We start from the raw sequence: 20,465 nt of genomic DNA, 5'->3' as shown, positions 1-20,465 counted from the left end.
CGACTACTTTGTCCTTTAGTAGTTATTCAAGTTTTTATGTGATTTAGTGAAATTTGTTATGGCTTATCTAATTTATTTTTGTATTTAAATATGAAGTTTTATTCTAATATATTGTCATAAGACAACATAATATTATTAGTCTTTTGCAAGGTGAGCTATAATATTACGGTTTTAAAGTGAATTGTTTTTATTTTGTTAAATAATTTGTTTTTAAGACAAGGTTTTAGCAAACTTGCTATTTTTATCTAAATCTATTTGCTTATCTTTGTATTAAGGGGCGATTTAATGTTTGATATTGATGTAGTTGACCTGTCTAGATTTCAATTCGCTGCCACGGCTTTTTATCATTTTATCTTTGTCCCTTTAACATTGGGGTTGTCGGTATTAGTAGCAATAATGGAAAGCGTCTATGTAATCACAGGTAAAGAAGTATGGAAGCGAATAACGATGTTCTGGGGGACATTATTTGGTATAAATTTTGCTCTTGGTGTTGCGACTGGTGTGGTGATGGAGTTTCAGTTCGGCATGAACTGGTCGTATTATAGTCACTATGTTGGTGACATTTTTGGAGCTCCCCTTGCTATCGAAGGTTTAATGGCTTTTTTCTTAGAAGCAACTTTTGTAGGATTATTTTTCTTTGGATGGAATCGTTTATCAAAAATTAGTCATTTGATAGCAACCTGGTTAGTTGCTATAGGTTCAAATCTTTCAGCTTTATGGATTTTAATTGCTAATGCTTGGATGCAAAATCCAGTTGGTGCTGTTTTTAATCCAGATACTATGCGTATGGAAATGACAGATTTTGCTGCGGTTCTTCTTAATCCTGTTGCTCAGTCAAAATTTGTGCATACTGTTAGCGCTGGTTATATAACTGGTGCAGTATTTGTTTTTGCTATTAGTGCATGGTATTTATTACAAAATAAATATACTGATATCGCTAAGCGATCTATTGCTGTTGCTGTAGCATTTGGTTTTTGTGGTTCTATATCAGCAGTTATATTAGGTGATGAGAGCGGTTATTTAGCTAGTGATCATCAGAAAATGAAGCTTGCTACTATTGAGTCTATGTGGGAAACTGAGCCTGCTCCAGCTGGTTTTAATTTATTGGCATGGCCTAATGCAGAAAAAAAGAAGAATGACTTTGAGATCAAGATCCCATACTTGATGGGTATAATAGCAACTCGCTCGTTAGATGAAAAATTAATTGGTATTAATGATTTGGTAGAGTTAGCTAAGATTAGAATAAAAAATGGTCTTCTTGCGTATAATTCACTTGAAAAAATTAGATCTAATCCTCAAGATGATGAAGCTAGGAAAATATTTGATGCTCATTGGAATGATCTTGGATATAGTCTTTTGCTAAAGCGTTATAAATCAGATTTTAATAATATAACAGACGAAGATATCGATAAAGCTGCCTCTTATGTAATTCCTGGTGGTATAACTTATTTATTCTATGCCTTTAGAATTATGGTGTTGTTAGGTTTTTATTTCATAGTTTTATTCTCAGTATCTTTATGGCTATCATGGAAGAACAAACTTTGTAAATCTAAATTTCTTTTGAAATTAGCATTATTTACTTTACCTCTTCCTTGGGTCGCAATAGACTGTGGTTGGTTAGTTGCAGAGTATGGTAGGCAGCCATGGGTTATTGAAGGAGTTCTTCCTACTTGTTATGCCGCTTCTGGTTTGACTATTTTAGACCTTTCAATTAGCTTGGCAATATTTTTATTAATATATACAGTTTTATTTATATTGGGTTTTAAAGTTATGTTGAATGCTATTAGAAAAGGGCCGGTATTAGCAGATGATGTTTCTATTTCTGAAATAACTTCTCGATAAAATAAACAGAATGAAATTCAATAATTAAAGAGAGATTGTTATGGAATCTATCATGTTTTTAGATTATGCGACTTTGCGGGTAATTTGGTGGGTGCTATTGGGAGTTTTGCTAATTGGCTTTGCGTTAACTGATGGTTTTGACCTTGGGATTGTCGCTATACTTCCTTTAGTAGCAAAGAGTGATAATGAACGAAGAGTTGTCATAAATGTAGTCGGGCCAATATGGGAAGGCAATCAAGTCTGGCTTATAACTGCAGGAGGTGCTATTTTTGCTGCTTGGCCATTAATATATGCAGCTTCTTTTTCTGGTTTTTATTTGGCTATGCTCTTGCTATTAGTAGCTTTAATAATAAGACCTGTTGCTTTCAAGTATCGAAGTAAAATAGAATCTCCATCTTGGAGAAATTCATGGGACATGGCATTATCATTTACTGGATTAGTTTCCTCACTTGTGTTTGGGGTGGCTGTTGGTAATGTTATATTAGGAGTTCCACTAGGTTTTGATCAAGCTACTTTGCGTGTTATTTATGAAGGTTCCTTTTTGCAGTTATTTAGTCCTTTTGCATTGTTGGCTGGTCTTTTGAGTGTGTCTATGTTAGTAACACATGGAGCAGCTTTTTTATCAATTAAAACTGATGGTGTTATTCAGGATCGAGCCTGGAAATTCGGAGTTATTTTTGCTTTGTTGACAGCTTTGCTTTTTATAGCAGGTGGTTTTTGGGTAAAGAGCTTGGACGGTCAAGTTATAGTGAATAATATAGATTATAATGCTGCTTCGAATCCTTTGTTGAAGATAGTAGAAGTTAAGAAAGGAGCATGGTTGCTTAACTATGATAAGTTTCCTGCTGTATGGCTAGTTCCTATTTTAGGAATTATTGGTTCTTTGTTATCTATTATGGGTTTCCTAAGTAAGAGTTACAGGGTAGCTTTCTTTGGTTCTACTTGTGCAATAATAGGTATTATAGTGACTGTTGGGATTTCCTTATTTCCTTTCTTATTGCCATCGTCTTTAGGTGATTGTAGAGGAGGTTTAACCTTATGGGATGCTTCTTCAAGTTGCTTAACTTTGTGGATTATGTTGTTAGTAGCAATATTCTTATTGCCAATTGTATTATTGTACACAGCTTGGGTATATAGGGTTATGAGAGGAGTTGTTACAGAAACTTCTGTTAATGAAACACCAAATTCTTATTAATAATATTTCGGAGAGTTTTATGTGGTATTTTTCATGGATAATTGGCCTATGTTTTGCTGCTTCTCTTAGCATAATTAGTGCTGTTTTATTTGAATATCAAAATAAAGCGGAAGATAATTAAACATTATAATTATGATTTTTTTCTGTGGAAATAAAAAATAAATTGCCGAAAGAGATAGCCAAGGCCCTAGGGTCTTGGCTTAGAGGGTTAGTCAGATTCACGCCTCTTCCAATGTTTGTTGCTATATTAGCACCGTTGGTAAGTGGCGTTTTTTTGATTTTGCAATTATGGTTCTTTTCTGAAATAGTATCAGGTATCGTTATAGAGCATTTGACAATTTCAGATTTGTATAAACAAATATTTGTTTTTATATTTTTGTATTTATTAAGATATACTGCTATTTATTTAGGCGACATGGCCGGTATATTTGCGTCAGAAAACATTAAATATCATATAAGACAATTATTATTTTATCGCATATGGAGCCAGGGTCCACAATGGTCTAAGGCCAAAATTTCAGGCGAAATTGCTGCTAGTATAATTGATCAGGTAGAAGTTTTAGATGGTTTCTTTTCTAAGTATGTTCCAGTTGTAATAAATGCTGTTGTTACTCCTATAGCATTTTCTATTTTTATTATATTCTTTGATAGAATAATTGGGATATTATTATTGGTTACTATTCCTTTAATACCGTTATTTATGGCTCTAATTGGATTTGGAGCAGAAGAAGCAAGTAAAAAACATTTGAAATCTTTTGCTAGATTATCAGGTTTTTTTGCTGACAGAGTAAGAGGTTTAGATACTCTTAAAATGTATGGCAGGGAAGAATCAGAATTAACCTATTTGAAGGAGGTTTGTGATTCTTTAAGATATAGTACATTGGATGTTTTAAAGATTGCATTTATTTCATCTGCTGCATTGGAGTTTTTTGCATCTCTTGGTGTTGCTAGTGTTGCTTTATATATAGGATTGAACTTTTTAGGTTTCCTCAATAGTAATAATATACTTGTATTACAAATAGGTTTATTTTTTTGTTAATGGCTCCGGAAATATATTTTCCATTAAGGCAAATGGCTTTACATTATCATGATAGAGCTGCTGCTCGTGCTGCATCAGATAATATTAGGAATATATTTGATGGCCTGCCTAATTTAGATCCAAATAGAAATATTATTGATGAAATATCAACTGATAAAAGTTTTTCTGAAGAGCTGAATAATGTTTCAATCAAGTTAAGTATTAGGAACCTAGATTTATATTATGAAGGCAACTCTAATTCTGTATTAAAAAATATTAATTTAGATATATTACCAGGACAACATGTTTGTTTGTTAGGTCCTAGTGGAGTTGGGAAAACCTCTTTGTTGGAAGCTATAGTTGGACTTAGAGATTATTCTGGTAATATTGATTTAAACAATACTGATTCGAAATTATGGCCGAAGAAATGCTTGCGTATGCAAACATGTTTAATTGGGCAAAATCCATATATATTTGAAGGTACTATTGCTGAAAATATAATGGTTGGTAATCCATATGCGACAAATAATGACTTATTAGAAGCAGCAAGGAAATCCTTAGTATTGGATTTTGCAAATAATTTAAAAGATGGTTTGGATACGATGCTAGGCAAAAATGGCAGAGGATTATCAAGAGGGCAAATCCAGAGAATATCAATTGCAAGATTATTTTTAAGAAGACCGGCTCTTATATTATTAGATGAGCCAACTGCACATCTAGATGCAGTAACAGAGCTTCTCTTAATAGAAGAGATTATTTCGTTCTCTCAAAACAAAACTCTTTTTGTTGTTACTCATTCAAAACAAGTTTCTGAAAAATTTTCTATTAGGTGGTTTTTAGAAAAAAATTTAATTAGAAATATATGAAATTATTATTAAATACTTTATGGATTTTTTTTAAGAATAGAAAACTTAATTTGCTATGTTCATTGCTTTTTTTATTCATAACTATTTTGTCTGGGATTTTTTTATTATATGTTTCTGGGTGGCTTCTAACGGCATCTGCTTTAGTTGTATCTAGTATGTATTTTAACCTATTTGTTCCATCTGCTTTGATTAGATTTTTTTCTATTATAAAGGTAATAGCAAGATATATTGAGAAAATAACAGGTCATAATGCTATATTACATCTCTTATCAGATATTCGTGTAAAGCTATTTGAATCACTAATTAGATTTACTCCAAAAGATCTAGCAAAATATCGGAATGGAGATTTAGTTTCTAGAATGACTAATGATATAGATACATTGGACACTGTATTTCTTTTGTTTTTAGAACCAATGATTATAGCCTTAGTACTAAGTATTTGTTTTATTATCTTTTTGTTACAATTTATGCCTATAGGTGTATTTGTTGTTTTACCTTTTATAGTTTTAACAATCTTTATTATTCCTTACATAGTAATTATTTTTTCTAAAAAATTAGGTTTGAATAATCAAAAATTTTCAGCTGAAATTAGAGAATCAATTTTAGAATCAATGAGATCTCATTCTGATATTGTTATATTTGATATGTTTAAACAAAGACAGTATGATTTTGATAAATTATGTAAGAATCTATCTTCAAACAAAAAAAAATATTCTATTATTTCAAGTACAGCTATTTATTTAAATAATTTGCTAGCAGGCTTATTGATAGTTGGGATGTTATTTGTAACTTTTTGCTATATTGATGACAAGGTAATTGATTTTCCTGTTTTTGTAGGGATTTTGCTAAGTGTTTTTGGTTTCTTAGAAATATTTAATTCTATTATTAGGGGATCTACTAAATTGGGGACTGCAATTAGTAGTGCAGATAGAGTCGATATGATTTTGAGTAGCGAAGTTAGTATATCTGATCAAATTAGTCCCAAAAAATTACCTTTACAAGGCATTTTATCGGTAGAAAATCTTAGTTTTAGTTATCACAGTGATAGGACATTAAGTTTTAGTGATTATGTTTTAAAAGATTTAAGTTTTGACTTAAGTATTGGAGAAAAAATTGCTATTGTTGGTCCAAGTGGCTCTGGTAAATCGACTTTATTAAGCTTGTTAATTAGATTGGAAGATCCAACTATTGGATCAATAAGTTTTGGTGGTTGTAATATTAAGGAAAGTTCTCAGTCAGAATTGCATAAAAGAATTTTATTGCTTAGCCAAGATTCCCCAGTTTTCATGGGTAGTATTAGAAGCAATCTTATTATAGGTAATTCATTAGCTAGTGAAGAAGAGTTATGGCAGGTCCTTACTCATGTGCAATTAAATAGTTTTGTAAATTCATTACCATATGGGTTGGATACTTGGATAGGAGAATATGGCTCTAATTTATCAGTAGGCCAAGCAAGAAGATTATGTTTAGCAAGGGCTTTATTGTCAAAATCTTCTATATTAATTTTGGATGAGCCAACAGCTGGTCTTGACTATAAGCTAGAGCAAGATTTTTTCAGAGATCTAAAAAATATAAATAAATTCTATGAGAGAAGTATTATTTTAGTGACACATGCTGAAATACCAGATGGTATATTTCACAACATATATAGATTGAATATGGGTAAGTTAGTTAATAAAGATTGATGAGTCTTTGGCTATTATTGAAAATATTTTTTCAAAGACTCAATCAAACAATTTTTTATAAAAAAATCTTGTATGCAGGATTATTATTCTCATCCCAGTAAGGGTAAGATAACTTCTTTAGAAAGTTCTCAAATATTTCTTTATCAGAATCTGGAACTTGAATCCCTACAAGGATTCTTCCATAATCTGCACCATGATTTCTATAATGAAATAAACTGATATTCCATTCAGGATTTGTGGTATTAAGAAAGTTTATAAGAGCTCCTGGGCGTTCAGGAAATTCAAATCTATATAAAAGTTCATTGCTACTTAAATTAGAACGGCCTCCTACCATATATCTTAGGTGTGCTTTGGCTAATTCGTCTGAACTTAGGTCCATTACTTTAAAACCATTATTTTTAAAAGTATTTTCTAGTTCATTTTTTTCTTCTAGAGAAGATATTCCTATTCCGACAAAAATATGGGCATTTGTTTCATCTGATATTCTATAATTGAATTCTGTAATATTTTTTTTGCCTAATAGTTCACAGAATTTTTTAAAGCTTCCTCTTTTTTCTGGTATTGTGACAGCAAAAACTGCTTCTTTCATTTCTCCTACATCTGCTCTTTCTGCAACAAATCTCAACCTATCAAAATTAATGTTTGCACCACAAGATATAGCTATTAAGTTTTTACCTGATATTTTCTTTTCGGATGCATATTTCTTTGCAGCAGCAATTGCCATTGCTCCAGCCGGTTCTAGTACTGTACGTGTTTCTTGGAATACATCTTTTATAGCAGCACATATAGAATCTGTATTAACTATAATAAAATCGTCAACATATTTTTGTACTAATCTAAAAGTTTCTTTTCCAACTAGTTTTACTGCTGTTCCATCAGAGAACAGACCAACATCTTTTAATTCAATTCTTTGACCAGCTTTAACACTTTGATACATAGCGTTTGAATCTTCTGTCTGTACTCCTATTATTTTTATTTCAGGACGTAATTGTTTAACATAAGCAGCAACTCCAGAAATCAAGCCACCACCACCTACAGCTAAGAATATAGCTTCTATAGGCTTAGTATGTTGATTTAGGATTTCCATCCCAATAGTTCCTTGGCCAGCAATTACATCTGGATCATCAAATGGATGTACAAATGTTAATTTTTCTTCTTTTTCTAATAAGACAGCATGGTTATAGGAGTCTGTATAGCTTTCTCCTACAAGAACAACTTCTCCTCCTAATCTTTTTACCGCATCTATTTTCAATTGAGGGCTAGTTGTTGGCATTACTATAACAGCACGACATCCCATTTTTTTTGCAGATAAAGCAACTCCTTGTGCATGGTTTCCAGCTGATGCTGCTATAACTCCACGCTTAATGGCTTCAGGAGATAAATTAGCCATTTTATTATAAGCCCCTCTCAGTTTAAAGCTAAACACTGGTTGGGTATCTTCACGTTTTATGAAAATATTATTTGAAATACGATTGCTAAGTAAAGGCATAGCCTCTAATGGTGTTTCGCGAGCAACATCATACACTTTTGCTGTTAGTATGCGTTTTAAATAATCTGTAGACATATTTGTAGAATATAAAAAGTTAAAATTAAAAATACTTATCCAAGATAATACAATAACAATTTATTTCATTTTAACAAAATATTAAATTATTATATTTTATATTTATCTATGTCCGAAAAGAATAGATCCTAATCTTATCTCTGTAGACCCTTCTTCAATGGCTATTTCAAAATCTTTACTCATGCCCATAGAAAGATTGTCCATGTTTACTGATTCTATATTATGCTTCGAAACCTTATCTCTTAATTTTCTAATTGTTCGAAAACATGATCTGATCTTATCTTTGTCTTCAGTTAATTCAGCAACTGTCATGAGACCTGAGATTTTTATTCTTGGAAAATTATCAGATACCTTTTGAAGGAATGTTAATAAATCATCTGGGTATATACCATGTTTGCTGGGTTCTGGGGACGTTTTAATTTGGACCAATGCTTTTATTGTTCTGTTGTTTTTTTGAAGCTGATGATCAATGGATTTTGCTAATTCAAGTCTATCCAAAGATTGTATTTCTCCTATACAATTTATTATTGAATTTACTTTATTAAGTTGTAGATTACCTATCATGACCCATTCAATATTATGTTCTAATAGGTCATAGTATTTAGTTTTTATTTCTTGGGCTCTATTTTCTCCAAATCTTTTCATTTTGAGAATTTTTAGAGTTTCTGCGATAACTTCGGAATTAAAAGTCTTACTAACTGGTAAAATAGAAATTTGTTTACCGTATCCAATTCTTTGACATGTTTTTGTTATTCTCTCATTAATTGACTCTAATCTTTCTTGTAGGAATTTGTCGTTATTCATAGTATGTAGAAAAAAGTAACAAAATAAAAAATAATCGCCTATTATTGACTAGTAAGCAGATTTTACTGATTATAATATCAGAAGACAGTGTTTTAATTATTAATTTTTAAATCAATGATATTACTTCCTATTCTTAAATACCCAGATGAGCGCTTACGTATAGTGGCAGATCAGATTACATGTTTTAATGAGCAAATAGCTAAAATTGTTGAAGATATGGCATATACTATGTACCATTCTAATGGCATAGGTTTGGCTGCAACACAAGTTGATATTCATAAAAGAATTATTGTTATAGATATTTCAGAAGAGCGTAATAATTTGATGGTATTGATTAATCCAGAAATAGTTACTTTTAGTGATACAAAAGAACTATCAGAAGAAGGGTGTTTGTCTGTTTTTGATACTTATGAAAAAGTCCAAAGGTTTTGTAGTATAACTTGTAAAGCGTATGACCAATATGGTGTTGCAAAAACGATTGATGCTTATGGTTTATTGTCAAGATGTATACAACATGAAATAGATCATTTAAATGGTAGAATTTTTATAGATTATTTATCTTCTCTTAAAAGAGATCGTATTTCTAGTAGAATAAAAAAACTTAATAAATTAAAAAAATAAAACCTCTTAAAATAGTTTAGTAAATATGCGTATAATTTTCGCTGGTACTTCAGATTTTGCTAGATTTCATTTGGCACATCTGCTGTCATTAGGTTATGACATTACTTCAGTTTTTACACAACCAGATCGACCATCTGGTAGAGGGATGCATTTGTCAAGTAGCCCGGTAAAAAAACTTGCTTTAGAAGCTGGTTTAAAGGTTTTTCAACCTTCTAATTTAAATCAGGAATGTTTGTCTGATGATATTAGAGATTTTTTAACCAAAGAAGTTCCAGATATTGTTATTGTAGTGGCATATGGTTTGATTTTGCCTTCTTGGCTCCTGAAATTACCTAAATTAGGATGTATTAATGTTCATGCTAGTTTATTACCTAGATGGAGAGGTGCTGCTCCTATACAAAGAGCTATTGAATATGGAGATAAATATAGTGGCATCACAATTATAAAAATGGATTCTGGTTTAGACACAGGTTGTATATTATTACAGTCTATAGTTCCTATTTCGGATGATTTCTGTTCTAAAGATCTTGAGGCAAGATTGGCTTCTGAAGGTGTTAATTCTCTTGTTCATGTTATTAAAAATATTAATGAATTGCCTGTTAATCCCCAATCAGAAGATGGAGTTTCTTATGCTAAAAAGATCGAAAAATCAGAATCAATATTAAACTTCTCAAATGATGCTTTGTCTTTGGAAAGAAAGATAAGAGCTTTTAATCCATTTCCAGGAGTTATAATTAGATTGCCATCTTTTGATAAACCAATAAAAGTATGGCAAGCCTTAGCTATTAATTCTAGTTTCGAAGGGCCGTCAGGAGTAATTACAGACATTAGTGTTAATCAAGGTATAGATATATCGACAGGGAAAGGTATTTTGCGTTTAAAAGAAGTTCAGAAATCAGGTTGTAATAAATGTAGTGCATCCGATTTTATTAGGGGTCATAAGGATAGATTATTATTAGGTATGAAAGTTATAGATTTCGAATATTCAAAATAATTGATTACATATATGGAACCTATATATAAATTTCATTTTAAAAGAGATACGTTATCTTCTCAGATGTATATATCTTCTTGTGCTTTAGATGAGGTGTTAAATGGTCGTTCAATTAACTTCTTTTTAGATAGTCTGGACCATGCTATTAGGCCGTCAGTACAGTCTTTAACTTTTCATGCTCTTAGACATTTAGGTTGGGCTGACTTTGTTGGCAACCATTTAGTCAAATCTTATCCAAATAGTCTTTTTCGATCTTTGTTTTTGCTGTCATTAACTTTATTAAAATTCTCGTCAACTTGTAGCAAAAACTTAGATTTGCAAGTTCCAGTTTATACGGACTTCACTATAGTAAATGAAAGTGTTAAAGTAGCTAATTCTATTTCCTTCCTTAGACCATATAAAGGTTTATTAAATGCTAGTTTGCGATCATTTTTAAGAGATGCTTCAGGAATATCAATGCTAGCAAAAAAGTCTTCTAAGGCTACTTGGAACTACCAGGAATGGTGGATAGAAAAAATAAAAACTAACTATCCAACTCGATGGACGGAAATATTATCTTGTGCTGATATACAGGCTCCATTGACATTACGAGTTAATATCAAGAATAGTAATAGAGATAATGTACTAAATCTTTTTAATGACAATGGTGTTGAGGCCAAAGCGTTTAGCTCTAGTGGTATTGTACTTGGTAGATCTTATTCTATTAAAGATTTACCAGGATTTCAACAAGGCATGTGGTCAGTGCAAGATCCTGGAGCGCAATTAGCTGCTCCTTTATTGTGTGTTAAGGATGGAATGAAAGTCTTGGATGCTTGCGCTGCACCAGGTGGTAAAACATCTCACTTGCTAGAATTAGCTGAAATTGACCTAATGGCTTTAGATTCTAATAAATCTAGGTTAGGACGTTTGCAGGAAAACTTGGATCGTTTAAATTTGTATTCTAAAAACATCAAGATTATAGAAGGAGATGCTAAGCAAATAGGTCAATGGTGGGATGGAAAATTATTTGATATTATTCTTGCAGATGTACCTTGTACATCTTCAGGAATTGTTCGAAAACATCCTGACATAAGATGGATAAAGAAGAATGATGATATAGAAACTGTTAGATTGATTCAAAGTGGCATAATGGACTCCCTTTGGAAAACATTAGTTCCAGGAGGACGCTTCTTATATAGTACATGTTCTATATTTCCAGAGGAATGTATTTATCAAATTTTGTTGTTCTTGGAAAAACATAACGATGCTTTGCTTTTAGATTCTCCAGGTCAAATTTTACCTACTATAAGTAATGTTTTAACAGTTGGCCATGATGGTTTTTTCTTTGCTTTATTGACCAAGGCTAAAATTTAATATTATATTTTGATTAGACATAAAAATTAAAAAAGCAATGTTGTGTATATTTATAATGCTAGATATAATTTTTTATAAAATTATTTGCAATGTATTTTGTTATTATTTATGGAATTATAATGATTATTTGTCATTAACTCTATCTTTGTGAATCTTATAGATAAGATTTATGAATAATTAGATCATGCATATTATGATTATTGACCAATTTGATCATTAAGATCTGTGAATGATTAGTTCAATATGTTATATTTAAGGGTTAATGATAGATTGGCATAGGTGGAAAGTATATGGCCAGAATTCTGGTGGTTGATGATGAGATTGGAATCCGAGAGTTATTGTCGGAAGTTTTATATGATGAAGGTCATGCTGTTGAACAGGCAGAGAATGCAGCTCAAGCTAGAGAAGCTCGTTTACGTTCAAGGCCAGACCTGGTGTTATTAGATATATGGATGCCAGACACCGATGGTGTCAGCCTTTTAAAGGAATGGATATCACAGGGTTTATTGGATATGCCAGTGATTATGATGAGTGGGCATGCAGGTATCGATATTGCTGTAGAAGCTACTCGCATTGGGGCAACAGATTTTTTAGAAAAGCCAATTTCTCCACAACGTTTGTTAAAAACAGTTTCCGCTGGTTTATTACGTAACAGAACAATATTGCCAGATGTAAAAACAACTAGGAATATAGTTAAAGATTCTAGCCCTAGTAAAAATAACTCTTCTTGGGTAGAGTCGTGTCTAGTTCCTGTGGAATATAACGCCGGTTGTAAACTAGGTAGTGTATCATTAGACTTGCCGTTAAGAGATGCTCGAGATGCATTTGAACGGGTGTATTTTGAATATCATTTAATGAAAGATGGTTATAGTATGACTAGGGTATCTGAAAGAACAGGTCTGGAACGTACGCATTTATATAGGAAGCTGAAGCAATTAGGTATCACCACAACTTCTCGTAAAAGAAATGTAGATAAAACCTAAAATATTTTTTTGATTGGAATAGTTTTTATATTTTCGTTATAGTTATTTATTTTTTTCCATGCTTGTCCATATATTATTTCAATTGTGAGATTAATTGAATTTGATTGATCTCGTTGTTGCTCTATTTGTTCATACAAGTTGTTCATCCATTTTTTACTAGTAAGACTAGATTTACGACCTATTGAAGGATTACCTCCAAGATTATAAATATCTCTTATCAAATTTTGTGGAGTTTGATAAGTTAGATTTATTGTTTCCTGACTCATGACTGGATTTTCGAAACCAATATCTAATAACATATCGCCAAAATCATGCATGTCAATAAAATCAATCATTTTGGTATTTAATTTTGCCATGTTTAGAGCTAATTTAACTTCTTTTAAAGTGTTAGGTCCAAAACAAGAAAACATTATTAGGCCATTAGGTCTTATTATTCTAGACCATTCTTTGAATACATGATAAACCATTGGATGCCAATGTATAGAAAGATTAGACCATATAAGATCAAATGAATTTGCATCGAAAGCCGTTGAAGACATATCAGATTGAATAAAAGAAGGAATATTTTCTCTTGTTAATAATTGTTTAATAAAAAATTTTAATGTTTTAAACTGCTTGATTGATTCATTTAGTAGAGCAGAGCAATGATCCAAACCTATATAATTACTTTTTTTATATAAAGACCTCAATAGATTAATGTTTTCACCAGATCCACACCCAACATCTAGTATAGTTTCTGGTTTTATTTTGATAAATTTTAAATTATCAATCATCCTATTAGCTATTTCATTATATAGAAATTGTGCTTTTGCTAGATTTTTTCGTTTTGTAAATTGTCTAATAACATGATTAGTATTTATGTTTTTATGCAATATTTTTTTCATATGATTAGTTGTTAAATGATTTTTCTAGAAAATAAGGATTATTTATCAAGTTTTTTATATAATGATTACTTGTATAATACATTATTAATTTTATAGCTATGTTTAATATAATATTAGTTTCCCCAGAGATACCTTCTAATACTGGTAATATTATTAGGTTGTGTGCTAATACTGGATCATTTCTGCATTTGGTTAAGCCTATTTCTTTTGATATGGATAATGCAAAATTAAAAAGAGCTGGTTTAGATTACCATGAATGGCAGCCAGTTCGATTGCATGAAAGTTTGGATAATGCATTAGACTTTATTGGTATTAGTGTTGATAGGTGCTTTGCTTTTACTACGAAATCAGAAAACAGGTTTTCAGATGTTAAATTTTGCCCGGGTGATGTTTTTATATTTGGTAGAGAAACAGCAGGACTTTCCAAACAAGATATTCACTTTTTAAAAGATAAGCAGCTTTTAAAAATTCCTATGCTTAAGACACAGCGAAGTCTAAATTTATCAAATGCTGTGGCTGTAACTGTATATGAAGCATGGCGTCAGAATGATTACGATGGATCTTGTATTAATAAACAAATTTAAAGATTTTCATATTTTGATTTTCTTTGTAGTAATATGGATACTGCTTGTTTTGGGTCTAGCTGTTCGAAAAGTATTGAACAAACAGTTTCTATAATTGGTAGTTCTATATTTAATTTTCTTGCTCTATCTTTGATAGCAAGGGCGCATCTTACACCTTCGGTTGTAATATTGGAATTTATTACCTCATTAATTGGAAAACCTTGTCCAATTTGTATGCCTATATTTCTATTCCTTGATAAGTTACCTGTAGATGTTAGAACTAAGTCTCCCAAACATGATAATCCTAAAAAGGTAGTTTCTTGCGCACCCAATGCAATTCCAAAACGTTTTATTTCATGTAATCCTCTTGTGATAAGTGCCGCTCTGGCATTAGAACCAAGTTTAAGTCCATCTGAAATGCCACATGCTATTGCAATAACATTTTTTAAAGCTCCACCTACTTCGACACCAATAATATCGTGACTACTATAAACACGTAATGATTCACTATGTAGAGTTTGTATAACTAATTCGCAAACCTCAGTATTTTTGCTAGCAATAGTTAGAGCAGTTGGGAGTTCTAGCGCTACTTCTTTTGCGAAAGATGGACCAGAAAGAATCCCATACTTCAAATTTGTTATATTCAAATTTTGTTCTACAGTTTCATGCAATAAATTACCGCTATGATTTTCAAATCCTTTAGATGTCCAAATAATTGGAGTGTCTAGGAGGTCAAGCTTAGTTATTTTTTCTCGTAAAATAGAACAAATATTTTTGATTCCAGATATAGGTACACTTACTATAATCAAAGATTTATTTTCTTTGTTGCTTAATGCGAATAAAGAATTATCTATATCATCTGTAATTTTAAGGTTTTTAGGCAACCTTATTCCAGGTAAATATTTAGAATTTTCTTTATTTTTATACATACTTTGTACTTGGTTACTATCTCTTGACCATAGGCAGGTGCTATAGTTTTTATTAGCTGCTAGAGCAAGTGATGTTCCCCAGCTACCAGAGCCAAGAACAAGTATATTTAGAGATTTTTTTTTATTCTTAATATCAATATCCATTTTTATAGAACTATATTATCTAGTTAGTACTGTTTTGATACAAATAATTGAAATCTAGTTCTTCCAAATTAATTGGAGGCAGTGATGTTCTTGATATAAAATCAGAAACATTTGCTCTTAGATATGGATATATTATTGTATAACAGTTTGTGCTTAATAATTCATCTATATTTTTCTGACTGATGTTTTCAAATTCAAAGATTCCAGCCTGTGTTGCTTCTATTATATAAATAATCTTTTCATGCACTGTTGATTTAACTATTGCTGTTATGCTGGATTCAAAGATATTGTCAGATAATTTAATTGTATTTACTTGAACATTAACATCTATTTTATATTTATCTAGATCTATAAATATTTTTGGTGCATTCGGCATTTCTATGGATAAATCTTTTAGATATATTCGTTGTAAACTAAATTTTGCTTTTTGGTTCATTTTGTATTTTTCTATTTATATAATGTTTAATATTTTTAGTTAGAGATAAAGTGTTATATTTTGTTAGTGCCTTTAATCACAGGCAAGTCATTGTTAATCCATGTATCCATACCGTTCGACAAATAAAATGTATTTATAAAACCTTTTTTTCTCAAGTTTATTATTAGTTTTTCTATTAAGCTATTATCTTCATGTATAAATATAATATTCTTATCTGGAGAAATTTTTTTTAAATATGAGTCCAAAGTATCTAACTGAACATTTGTGGATTGAGCTATATGATATTTTTCGAAATTAGAATATATTCTTAGATCTAAGATGATAGCATGTTTGTTATTAATTAGATTTATTGTTTCTAGTACATCAATTGCAAAAATATTTTTCTTATCGCCTATTATTAGATAGATACCTGTTAATAGAGCAGATGCAAAAAAAAATATATTTTTTGTTTGGGTAACAAAATTTATGAAATTCACTTAATATCCTTTAAATAGGTTTAATTGATAATTATACTTAATGTTTCATTTTATTTTAAATTTATATTAATAGTATTTCATTATAAAATGATTTTATTGTTCATGAATATTGTATTTTGGAGTGATTTATGTATAAGTTGGTCTTAATGCGCCATGGAGAGAGCGAATGGAATGCAGAAAATCGATTTACTGGTTGGTCTGATGTTGATTTAACAATAAAAGGACGTCAGCAGGCTAACAAAGCTGGTCTCCTTATGAAGGAGGCTGGTTATAATTTTGATTTAGCTTATGCTTCTATGTTAAAAAGAGCGATAAGGACTTTATGGGTAGCTTTAGATAGTATGAATATTATGCATACTCCTATAGGTCTAAGTTGGCGTCTTAATGAAAGGCACTACGGACAATTACAAGGTTTAAATAAGTCAGATACTGCTAAGAAATATGGAGAAGAACAAGTATTGATATGGAGACGTTCATATGATATTGCTCCTGAACCTTTATCTTTGGAAGATAGTCGCCATCCTAGATTTGATTCTAGGTATAGCAAAATTCCAGAAAAATATCTACCTTCAGCTGAATGTTTAAAAGACACCGTAAATCGAGTAGTTCCTTTTTGGAATGAGTCCATATCTTCAGCTATACGTGCTGGGAGAAATGTTCTTGTAGTTGCTCATGGTAATAGTTTAAGAGCTTTGATAAAACATATAGATAATATACCTGATGGAGATATAATGAATTTAAATATTCCAACAGGGCAACCTCTAGTATATGAATTAGATGAAAATTTAAAAGTAATCAGAAATTACTATCTGGGTAATCCAGAGGACATAGAGAAATCTTTAGATTCTGTGAAAAACCAAGGCAAAGCGTAGATTAACGTATAGCATTGATCATGAAATTGTATAAGATTTTGTCAGTGAATAATGAATGAAAATTAAAAGATTATTTATTTTTTTAGTATTATGTTGTTGCTTTACAATTCTATTTTTTAATGCCAGGTCAGGTAGCTTACCTCAAAAAAGTTACTCTGTTTTGCCATTAGATGAGCTTAGATATTTTAGTAATGTTTTTGCTATTATTAAGAATAACTATGTTGAAAATATTGATGATAAAGTGATGATAGATAATGCTATATCTGGCATGGCTTCAAATCTAGACCCACATTCTTCTTATTTAAATATGGATGATTACAAAGAAATCCAGTCTGTTACTAATGGTAAATTTGGGGGGCTTGGTATTGAGGTTAGTTTTATTGATGGTCTTATAAATGTCATATCTGTTATTGAAGGATCTCCTGCTGATTTGGCAGGAATAATTCAAGGAGATCAGATAATAAAAATTGATCATGTGCTAACTCAAAGAATGACTCTACATGAAGCAGTGAAAATGATGAGAGGGGAACCAGGATCATCAGTTGTGTTAAGCATATTGAGGCAGAAGCCAGATACAATATTAGTATTTAATATTGTTCGTGAAGTTGTTAAAATAGATAGTGTCAGAAGTAAAATGATTAATGGCGATGTGTTATATATGCGTATCATGCATTTCCAGGAAAAAACTATGCTAGAAATGATTGAGCATTTTAAACAAATGAATAATCAGAAAGAAATTAGAGCTTTGATTTTAGATTTGCGAGATAATCCTGGAGGTCTTCTAAGTAGTGCTATAGAAGTAGCAGGTGTTTTCTTGGATTCTGAGGCTTTGATCGTATCAACAAGAGGAAGAACAGTAGAATCAAATATTGATTATTTCTCTTGTAATGAGTGTTGCTATAGTTCTTTTACTAACATTAGATCTTCACTTAGAAATATTCCAATGTTGGTGTTAGTAAATTCTGGATCTGCGTCTGCTTCAGAAATAGTCGCGGGAGCTATACAAGATTATGATAGGGCAAAGATTTTTGGTGACATAACTTTTGGTAAAGGTTCTGTTCAAGCAGTTTTGCCACTGGATAATTTTACAGGACTAAAGTTAACGATATCAAGATATTTTACCCCTTTAGGTAAATCCATACAGGCAGAAGGTATACATCCAGATTATATCATAATAGATGATTCTAGTAGTGCGTTGTCTTTTAAAAGAAGAGAAGTAGATTTAAAAGGACATTTAAGTAACATTAATGATAATCTATTGCCTGAAATAGATATGCGAGAATCACAAATTAATCAGTTTCATGTTAGAAAAGATTTTAATTTTGGTGATGATAATGATTTTCAATTGAAACAAGCAATACATATTTTCTTCGACCTTTTATCAGATAATGAGGATAGTCGGAAAAAGGACTAGAAGAATATCTATGAATAATTTTAAGAGTGTAACTAAATGAATGATAAACAGTTGATGAGATATGCCCGCCATATTTTACTGGAAAATTATGGTGTTAAACAACAGAAAAAAATCATGAACTCTAATATTCTAGTAGTTGGTCTAGGTGGTTTAGGTTCATCAGCAGTTATTTACCTAGCTTCTTCTGGTATTGGAAACATGACTTTAATAGATGATGACGTAGTTGATATTAGCAATCTACAAAGGCAAATTCTACATAATTCTAAAAGAGTTGGACAGTTAAAGGTTGATTCTGCAAGAAAGACTATTTTAGATCTTAACCCTGAAGTTAATGTTACCACTTTCCATTGTAGAGTTAATGAAGAATTATTAAATAATATTTTAGATCCAATAGATATAGTATTGGATTGTTCTGATAACTTTGAAACTAGGTATTTATTAAATAGAATGTGTTTCAAATTTAAGAAAATACTTGTTTCAGGCGCGGCCATACGTTTTAGTGGCCAAGTAAGTGTGTATGATTTAAGGGACCAAAACAATCCTTGTTACAATTGTCTTTTTCCATCTGAAAGTGTAGATTTACTGGAAAATGAGAATTGTTCTACCACAGGAGTCTTTGCTCCTTTAGTTGGCATAGTTGGTAGTATACAAGCTTCTGAGGCAATGAAAATATTAGCAGGAATAGGTAGCGATGACGATAGTCTAATAGGAAAACTTCTTCGTTTAAATATTCTTGATATGACTTTCAAAACATCTAAATTTGATAAAGATAATAATTGCTTAGTATGTAGATCTAATTTTTTTTGATTGTAAGCAAATATTTGTGAATTGCGTATATTAGTTTTTCTAAGCCATTTTTAGTGATGGCAGATATTGTAAATATTGGGCCATCCCACTTGAGCTTTTTCTGAATATTAAATTCCAGCTCATGAATGTCTTGATCTGGGACTAGGTCACTTTTATTCAGCACTAGCCATCTTTGTTTCTGTGCTAAATCGTCACTGTAAGAGGATAATTCTAAAAGAATATCTTTAAAATCTTTCTCAATTTTGCTAAGATTTTTTTCATAGTTTATTGATGAAATATCTACAATATGTATTAATAGTAGGGATCTAGTTAGATGACGTAAAAATAAGTGACCAAGACCTGCTCCTGTTGATGCTCCTGGTATAAGACCTGGGATATCAGCCACAGTGAAGCTATTAGATTCTGACACACGAACCACTCCTAAATTTGGGTATAAAGTAGTAAAAGGGTAGTCTGCAACTTTTGGTCGTGCATTTGATATTTTTGATATTAATGTAGATTTGCCACTATTAGGCAATCCTAATAAGCCAACATCAGCTAGAATTCTTAATTCTAATTGAATTTTATAACTTTCGCCATTTTCACCAAGTGTAAACTGACGAGGGGCTCGATTCACACTTGATTTAAAGTGTAAATTGCCTAATCCTCCTCGGCCACCTTTTGCTAAAGTAACGATATCTCCATTTTTATTAAGATCTGCTAATAATTCGTTAGTATTAGCATTCTTTATTAATGTTCCAACTGGAACTTTGAGGAAAATATCTTCAGCTGCAGCTCCATATTTATCTGAGCCTTTTCCATTTTCACCATTTTTTGCCTTAAATATTCTAGTGTAACGGAAATCTACTAGAGTATTTATATTATCATCTGCTATTGCATGTACGCTTCCTCCTCTCCCTCCATCTCCTCCGTTAGGTCCTCCTTTAGGAATAAATTTTTCTCTTCTAAAACTAGCTACTCCATTACCGCCATTTCCAGCGATAACTTCAATGGTTACCTCATCTACAAATTTCAT

The 20,465-nt window shown here is 31.2% G+C and carries 21 protein-coding genes; 14 read left to right on the top strand and 7 right to left on the bottom strand.

The features are described from left to right. Positions 1-285 precede the first annotated feature (285 nt). The 6 genes from CKCE_RS02485 to cydC are packed head-to-tail and all read left to right on the top strand — an operon-like array spanning position 286 to position 6,606. Positions 286-1,842 (top strand): cytochrome ubiquinol oxidase subunit I, encoded by a 1,557-nt coding sequence (locus tag CKCE_RS02485; RefSeq protein ID WP_015238748.1) that lies wholly within the window; start codon positions 286-288, stop codon positions 1,840-1,842. A gap of 40 nt (positions 1,843-1,882) precedes the next feature. Beyond that, positions 1,883-3,037: a cytochrome d ubiquinol oxidase subunit II gene (cydB, locus tag CKCE_RS02480; protein WP_015238747.1), complete on the top strand. Its 1,155-nt coding sequence runs from the start codon at positions 1,883-1,885 to the stop codon at positions 3,035-3,037. 19 nt (positions 3,038-3,056) lie between these two features. Beyond that, positions 3,057-3,158: a cytochrome bd-I oxidase subunit CydX gene (cydX, locus tag CKCE_RS03945; RefSeq protein WP_148283284.1), complete on the top strand. Its 102-nt coding sequence runs from the start codon at positions 3,057-3,059 to the stop codon at positions 3,156-3,158. 24 nt (positions 3,159-3,182) lie between these two features. Beyond that, positions 3,183-4,076, top strand: a complete 894-nt coding sequence (locus tag CKCE_RS04030; RefSeq protein ID WP_015238746.1) for an ABC transporter transmembrane domain-containing protein — start codon at positions 3,183-3,185, stop codon at positions 4,074-4,076. Continuing rightward, on the top strand, positions 4,076-4,921 hold the full coding sequence (locus CKCE_RS04025) for an ATP-binding cassette domain-containing protein (RefSeq protein ID WP_015238745.1): 846 nt from the start codon (positions 4,076-4,078) through the stop codon (positions 4,919-4,921). The genes CKCE_RS04030 and CKCE_RS04025 overlap by 1 nt, the downstream gene beginning before the upstream one ends. Beyond that, entirely contained in the window at positions 4,918-6,606 is a 1,689-nt protein-coding gene (gene cydC, locus CKCE_RS02470) for a thiol reductant ABC exporter subunit CydC (RefSeq protein WP_041572049.1), read from the top strand. The genes CKCE_RS04025 and cydC overlap by 4 nt, the downstream gene beginning before the upstream one ends. A 55-nt stretch (positions 6,607-6,661) precedes the next feature. Here the strand turns inward: cydC and ilvA are convergent, their stop codons facing one another. Continuing rightward, positions 6,662-8,170 carry a threonine ammonia-lyase, biosynthetic gene (gene ilvA, locus CKCE_RS02465; protein WP_015238743.1) on the bottom strand — a complete coding sequence of 503 codons (1,509 nt, stop codon included), beginning with the start codon at positions 8,168-8,170 and terminating at the stop codon, positions 6,662-6,664. Positions 8,171-8,272: 102 nt separating this feature from the next. Beyond that, complete coding sequence (locus tag CKCE_RS02460) at positions 8,273-8,974, bottom strand: YggS family pyridoxal phosphate-dependent enzyme (RefSeq protein ID WP_015238742.1); 702 nt, start codon at positions 8,972-8,974, stop codon at positions 8,273-8,275. Positions 8,975-9,088: 114 nt separating this feature from the next. Between CKCE_RS02460 and def the strand changes: the two genes are divergently transcribed. From def to CKCE_RS02440, 4 genes are all read left to right on the top strand, one after another. Continuing rightward, positions 9,089-9,595, top strand: coding sequence for a peptide deformylase (def, locus tag CKCE_RS02455; RefSeq protein WP_015389179.1), 507 nt, complete (start codon positions 9,089-9,091; stop codon positions 9,593-9,595). Between the two features lie 25 nt (positions 9,596-9,620). After that, positions 9,621-10,589 (top strand): methionyl-tRNA formyltransferase, encoded by a 969-nt coding sequence (gene fmt, locus CKCE_RS02450; protein ID WP_015238740.1) that lies wholly within the window; start codon positions 9,621-9,623, stop codon positions 10,587-10,589. Positions 10,590-10,601: 12 nt separating this feature from the next. After that, the gene (gene rsmB, locus CKCE_RS02445; RefSeq protein WP_015238739.1) at positions 10,602-11,942 is read left to right on the top strand and encodes a 16S rRNA (cytosine(967)-C(5))-methyltransferase RsmB; all 1,341 of its coding nucleotides are present in this window, start codon (positions 10,602-10,604) and stop codon (positions 11,940-11,942) included. Positions 11,943-12,232: 290 nt separating this feature from the next. Continuing rightward, a complete protein-coding gene (locus CKCE_RS02440; RefSeq protein ID WP_015389178.1) occupies positions 12,233-12,925 on the top strand; it encodes a response regulator in 693 nt (230 codons plus the stop codon). Here the strand turns inward: CKCE_RS02440 and CKCE_RS02435 are convergent. Then, positions 12,922-13,809: a methyltransferase domain-containing protein gene (locus CKCE_RS02435; protein ID WP_015238737.1), complete on the bottom strand. Its 888-nt coding sequence runs from the start codon at positions 13,807-13,809 to the stop codon at positions 12,922-12,924. The two genes, CKCE_RS02440 and CKCE_RS02435, sit on opposite strands and share 4 nt — an antisense overlap. 98 nt (positions 13,810-13,907) lie before the next feature. On the opposite strand from CKCE_RS02435, the gene CKCE_RS02430 reads away from it, so the two are divergent. After that, positions 13,908-14,393 carry a tRNA (cytidine(34)-2'-O)-methyltransferase gene (locus tag CKCE_RS02430; protein ID WP_015238736.1) on the top strand — a complete coding sequence of 162 codons (486 nt, stop codon included), beginning with the start codon at positions 13,908-13,910 and terminating at the stop codon, positions 14,391-14,393. Here CKCE_RS02430 and CKCE_RS02425 read toward each other — a convergent pair. Genes CKCE_RS02425 through CKCE_RS02415 form a run of 3 tightly spaced genes read right to left on the bottom strand, consistent with a single transcriptional unit; the run spans position 14,390 to position 16,357 of the window. Further along, positions 14,390-15,445 carry an NAD(P)H-dependent glycerol-3-phosphate dehydrogenase gene (locus CKCE_RS02425; RefSeq protein WP_015238735.1) on the bottom strand — a complete coding sequence of 352 codons (1,056 nt, stop codon included), beginning with the start codon at positions 15,443-15,445 and terminating at the stop codon, positions 14,390-14,392. The genes CKCE_RS02430 and CKCE_RS02425 overlap by 4 nt on opposite strands. A 19-nt stretch (positions 15,446-15,464) precedes the next feature. After that, the gene (gene secB / locus CKCE_RS02420) at positions 15,465-15,881 is read right to left on the bottom strand and encodes a protein-export chaperone SecB (protein ID WP_015238734.1); all 417 of its coding nucleotides are present in this window, start codon (positions 15,879-15,881) and stop codon (positions 15,465-15,467) included. A gap of 53 nt (positions 15,882-15,934) precedes the next feature. Beyond that, on the bottom strand, positions 15,935-16,357 hold the full coding sequence (locus tag CKCE_RS02415) for a rhodanese-like domain-containing protein (RefSeq protein ID WP_015238733.1): 423 nt from the start codon (positions 16,355-16,357) through the stop codon (positions 15,935-15,937). 128 nt (positions 16,358-16,485) lie between these two features. On the opposite strand from CKCE_RS02415, the gene gpmA reads away from it, so the two are divergent. Genes gpmA through CKCE_RS02400 form a run of 3 tightly spaced genes read left to right on the top strand, consistent with a single transcriptional unit; the run spans position 16,486 to position 19,450 of the window. Further along, entirely contained in the window at positions 16,486-17,229 is a 744-nt protein-coding gene (gpmA, locus tag CKCE_RS02410; RefSeq protein WP_015389177.1) for a 2,3-diphosphoglycerate-dependent phosphoglycerate mutase, read from the top strand. A gap of 55 nt (positions 17,230-17,284) precedes the next feature. Continuing rightward, the gene (locus CKCE_RS02405) at positions 17,285-18,643 is read left to right on the top strand and encodes a S41 family peptidase (RefSeq protein WP_015389176.1); all 1,359 of its coding nucleotides are present in this window, start codon (positions 17,285-17,287) and stop codon (positions 18,641-18,643) included. 36 nt (positions 18,644-18,679) lie between these two features. Next, positions 18,680-19,450, top strand: a complete 771-nt coding sequence (locus CKCE_RS02400) for a HesA/MoeB/ThiF family protein (protein ID WP_015238730.1) — start codon at positions 18,680-18,682, stop codon at positions 19,448-19,450. On the opposite strand, the gene cgtA is transcribed toward CKCE_RS02400, so the two are convergent. Next, positions 19,437-20,465: an Obg family GTPase CgtA gene (gene cgtA / locus CKCE_RS02395; protein ID WP_015238729.1), complete on the bottom strand. Its 1,029-nt coding sequence runs from the start codon at positions 20,463-20,465 to the stop codon at positions 19,437-19,439. The genes CKCE_RS02400 and cgtA overlap by 14 nt on opposite strands.

This window comes from Candidatus Kinetoplastibacterium crithidii (ex Angomonas deanei ATCC 30255), from assembly GCF_000319225.1.
Classification (GTDB): Bacteria; Pseudomonadota; Gammaproteobacteria; order Burkholderiales; family Burkholderiaceae_B; genus Kinetoplastidibacterium; species Kinetoplastidibacterium crithidii_B.
This window is presented reverse-complemented; position numbering and strand designations above follow the sequence as displayed.

Coding starts and splice junctions, on each gene's coding strand:
- CKCE_RS02485 (WP_015238748.1), top strand. CDS start 286: ATGTTTGATATTGATGTAGTTGACCTGTCTAGATTTCAATTCGCTGCC.
- cydB (WP_015238747.1), top strand. CDS start 1,883: ATGGAATCTATCATGTTTTTAGATTATGCGACTTTGCGGGTAATTTGG.
- cydX (WP_148283284.1), top strand. CDS start 3,057: ATGTGGTATTTTTCATGGATAATTGGCCTATGTTTTGCTGCTTCTCTT.
- CKCE_RS04025 (WP_015238745.1), top strand. CDS start 4,076: ATGGCTCCGGAAATATATTTTCCATTAAGGCAAATGGCTTTACATTAT.
- cydC (WP_041572049.1), top strand. CDS start 4,918: ATGAAATTATTATTAAATACTTTATGGATTTTTTTTAAGAATAGAAAA.
- ilvA (WP_015238743.1), bottom strand. CDS start 8,170: ATGTCTACAGATTATTTAAAACGCATACTAACAGCAAAAGTGTATGAT.
- CKCE_RS02460 (WP_015238742.1), bottom strand. CDS start 8,974: ATGAATAACGACAAATTCCTACAAGAAAGATTAGAGTCAATTAATGAG.
- def (WP_015389179.1), top strand. CDS start 9,089: ATGATATTACTTCCTATTCTTAAATACCCAGATGAGCGCTTACGTATA.
- fmt (WP_015238740.1), top strand. CDS start 9,621: ATGCGTATAATTTTCGCTGGTACTTCAGATTTTGCTAGATTTCATTTG.
- rsmB (WP_015238739.1), top strand. CDS start 10,602: ATGGAACCTATATATAAATTTCATTTTAAAAGAGATACGTTATCTTCT.
- CKCE_RS02440 (WP_015389178.1), top strand. CDS start 12,233: ATGGCCAGAATTCTGGTGGTTGATGATGAGATTGGAATCCGAGAGTTA.
- CKCE_RS02435 (WP_015238737.1), bottom strand. CDS start 13,809: ATGAAAAAAATATTGCATAAAAACATAAATACTAATCATGTTATTAGA.
- CKCE_RS02430 (WP_015238736.1), top strand. CDS start 13,908: ATGTTTAATATAATATTAGTTTCCCCAGAGATACCTTCTAATACTGGT.
- CKCE_RS02425 (WP_015238735.1), bottom strand. CDS start 15,445: ATGGATATTGATATTAAGAATAAAAAAAAATCTCTAAATATACTTGTT.
- secB (WP_015238734.1), bottom strand. CDS start 15,881: ATGAACCAAAAAGCAAAATTTAGTTTACAACGAATATATCTAAAAGAT.
- gpmA (WP_015389177.1), top strand. CDS start 16,486: ATGTATAAGTTGGTCTTAATGCGCCATGGAGAGAGCGAATGGAATGCA.
- CKCE_RS02405 (WP_015389176.1), top strand. CDS start 17,285: ATGAAAATTAAAAGATTATTTATTTTTTTAGTATTATGTTGTTGCTTT.
- CKCE_RS02400 (WP_015238730.1), top strand. CDS start 18,680: ATGAATGATAAACAGTTGATGAGATATGCCCGCCATATTTTACTGGAA.
- cgtA (WP_015238729.1), bottom strand. CDS start 20,465: ATGAAATTTGTAGATGAGGTAACCATTGAAGTTATCGCTGGAAATGGC.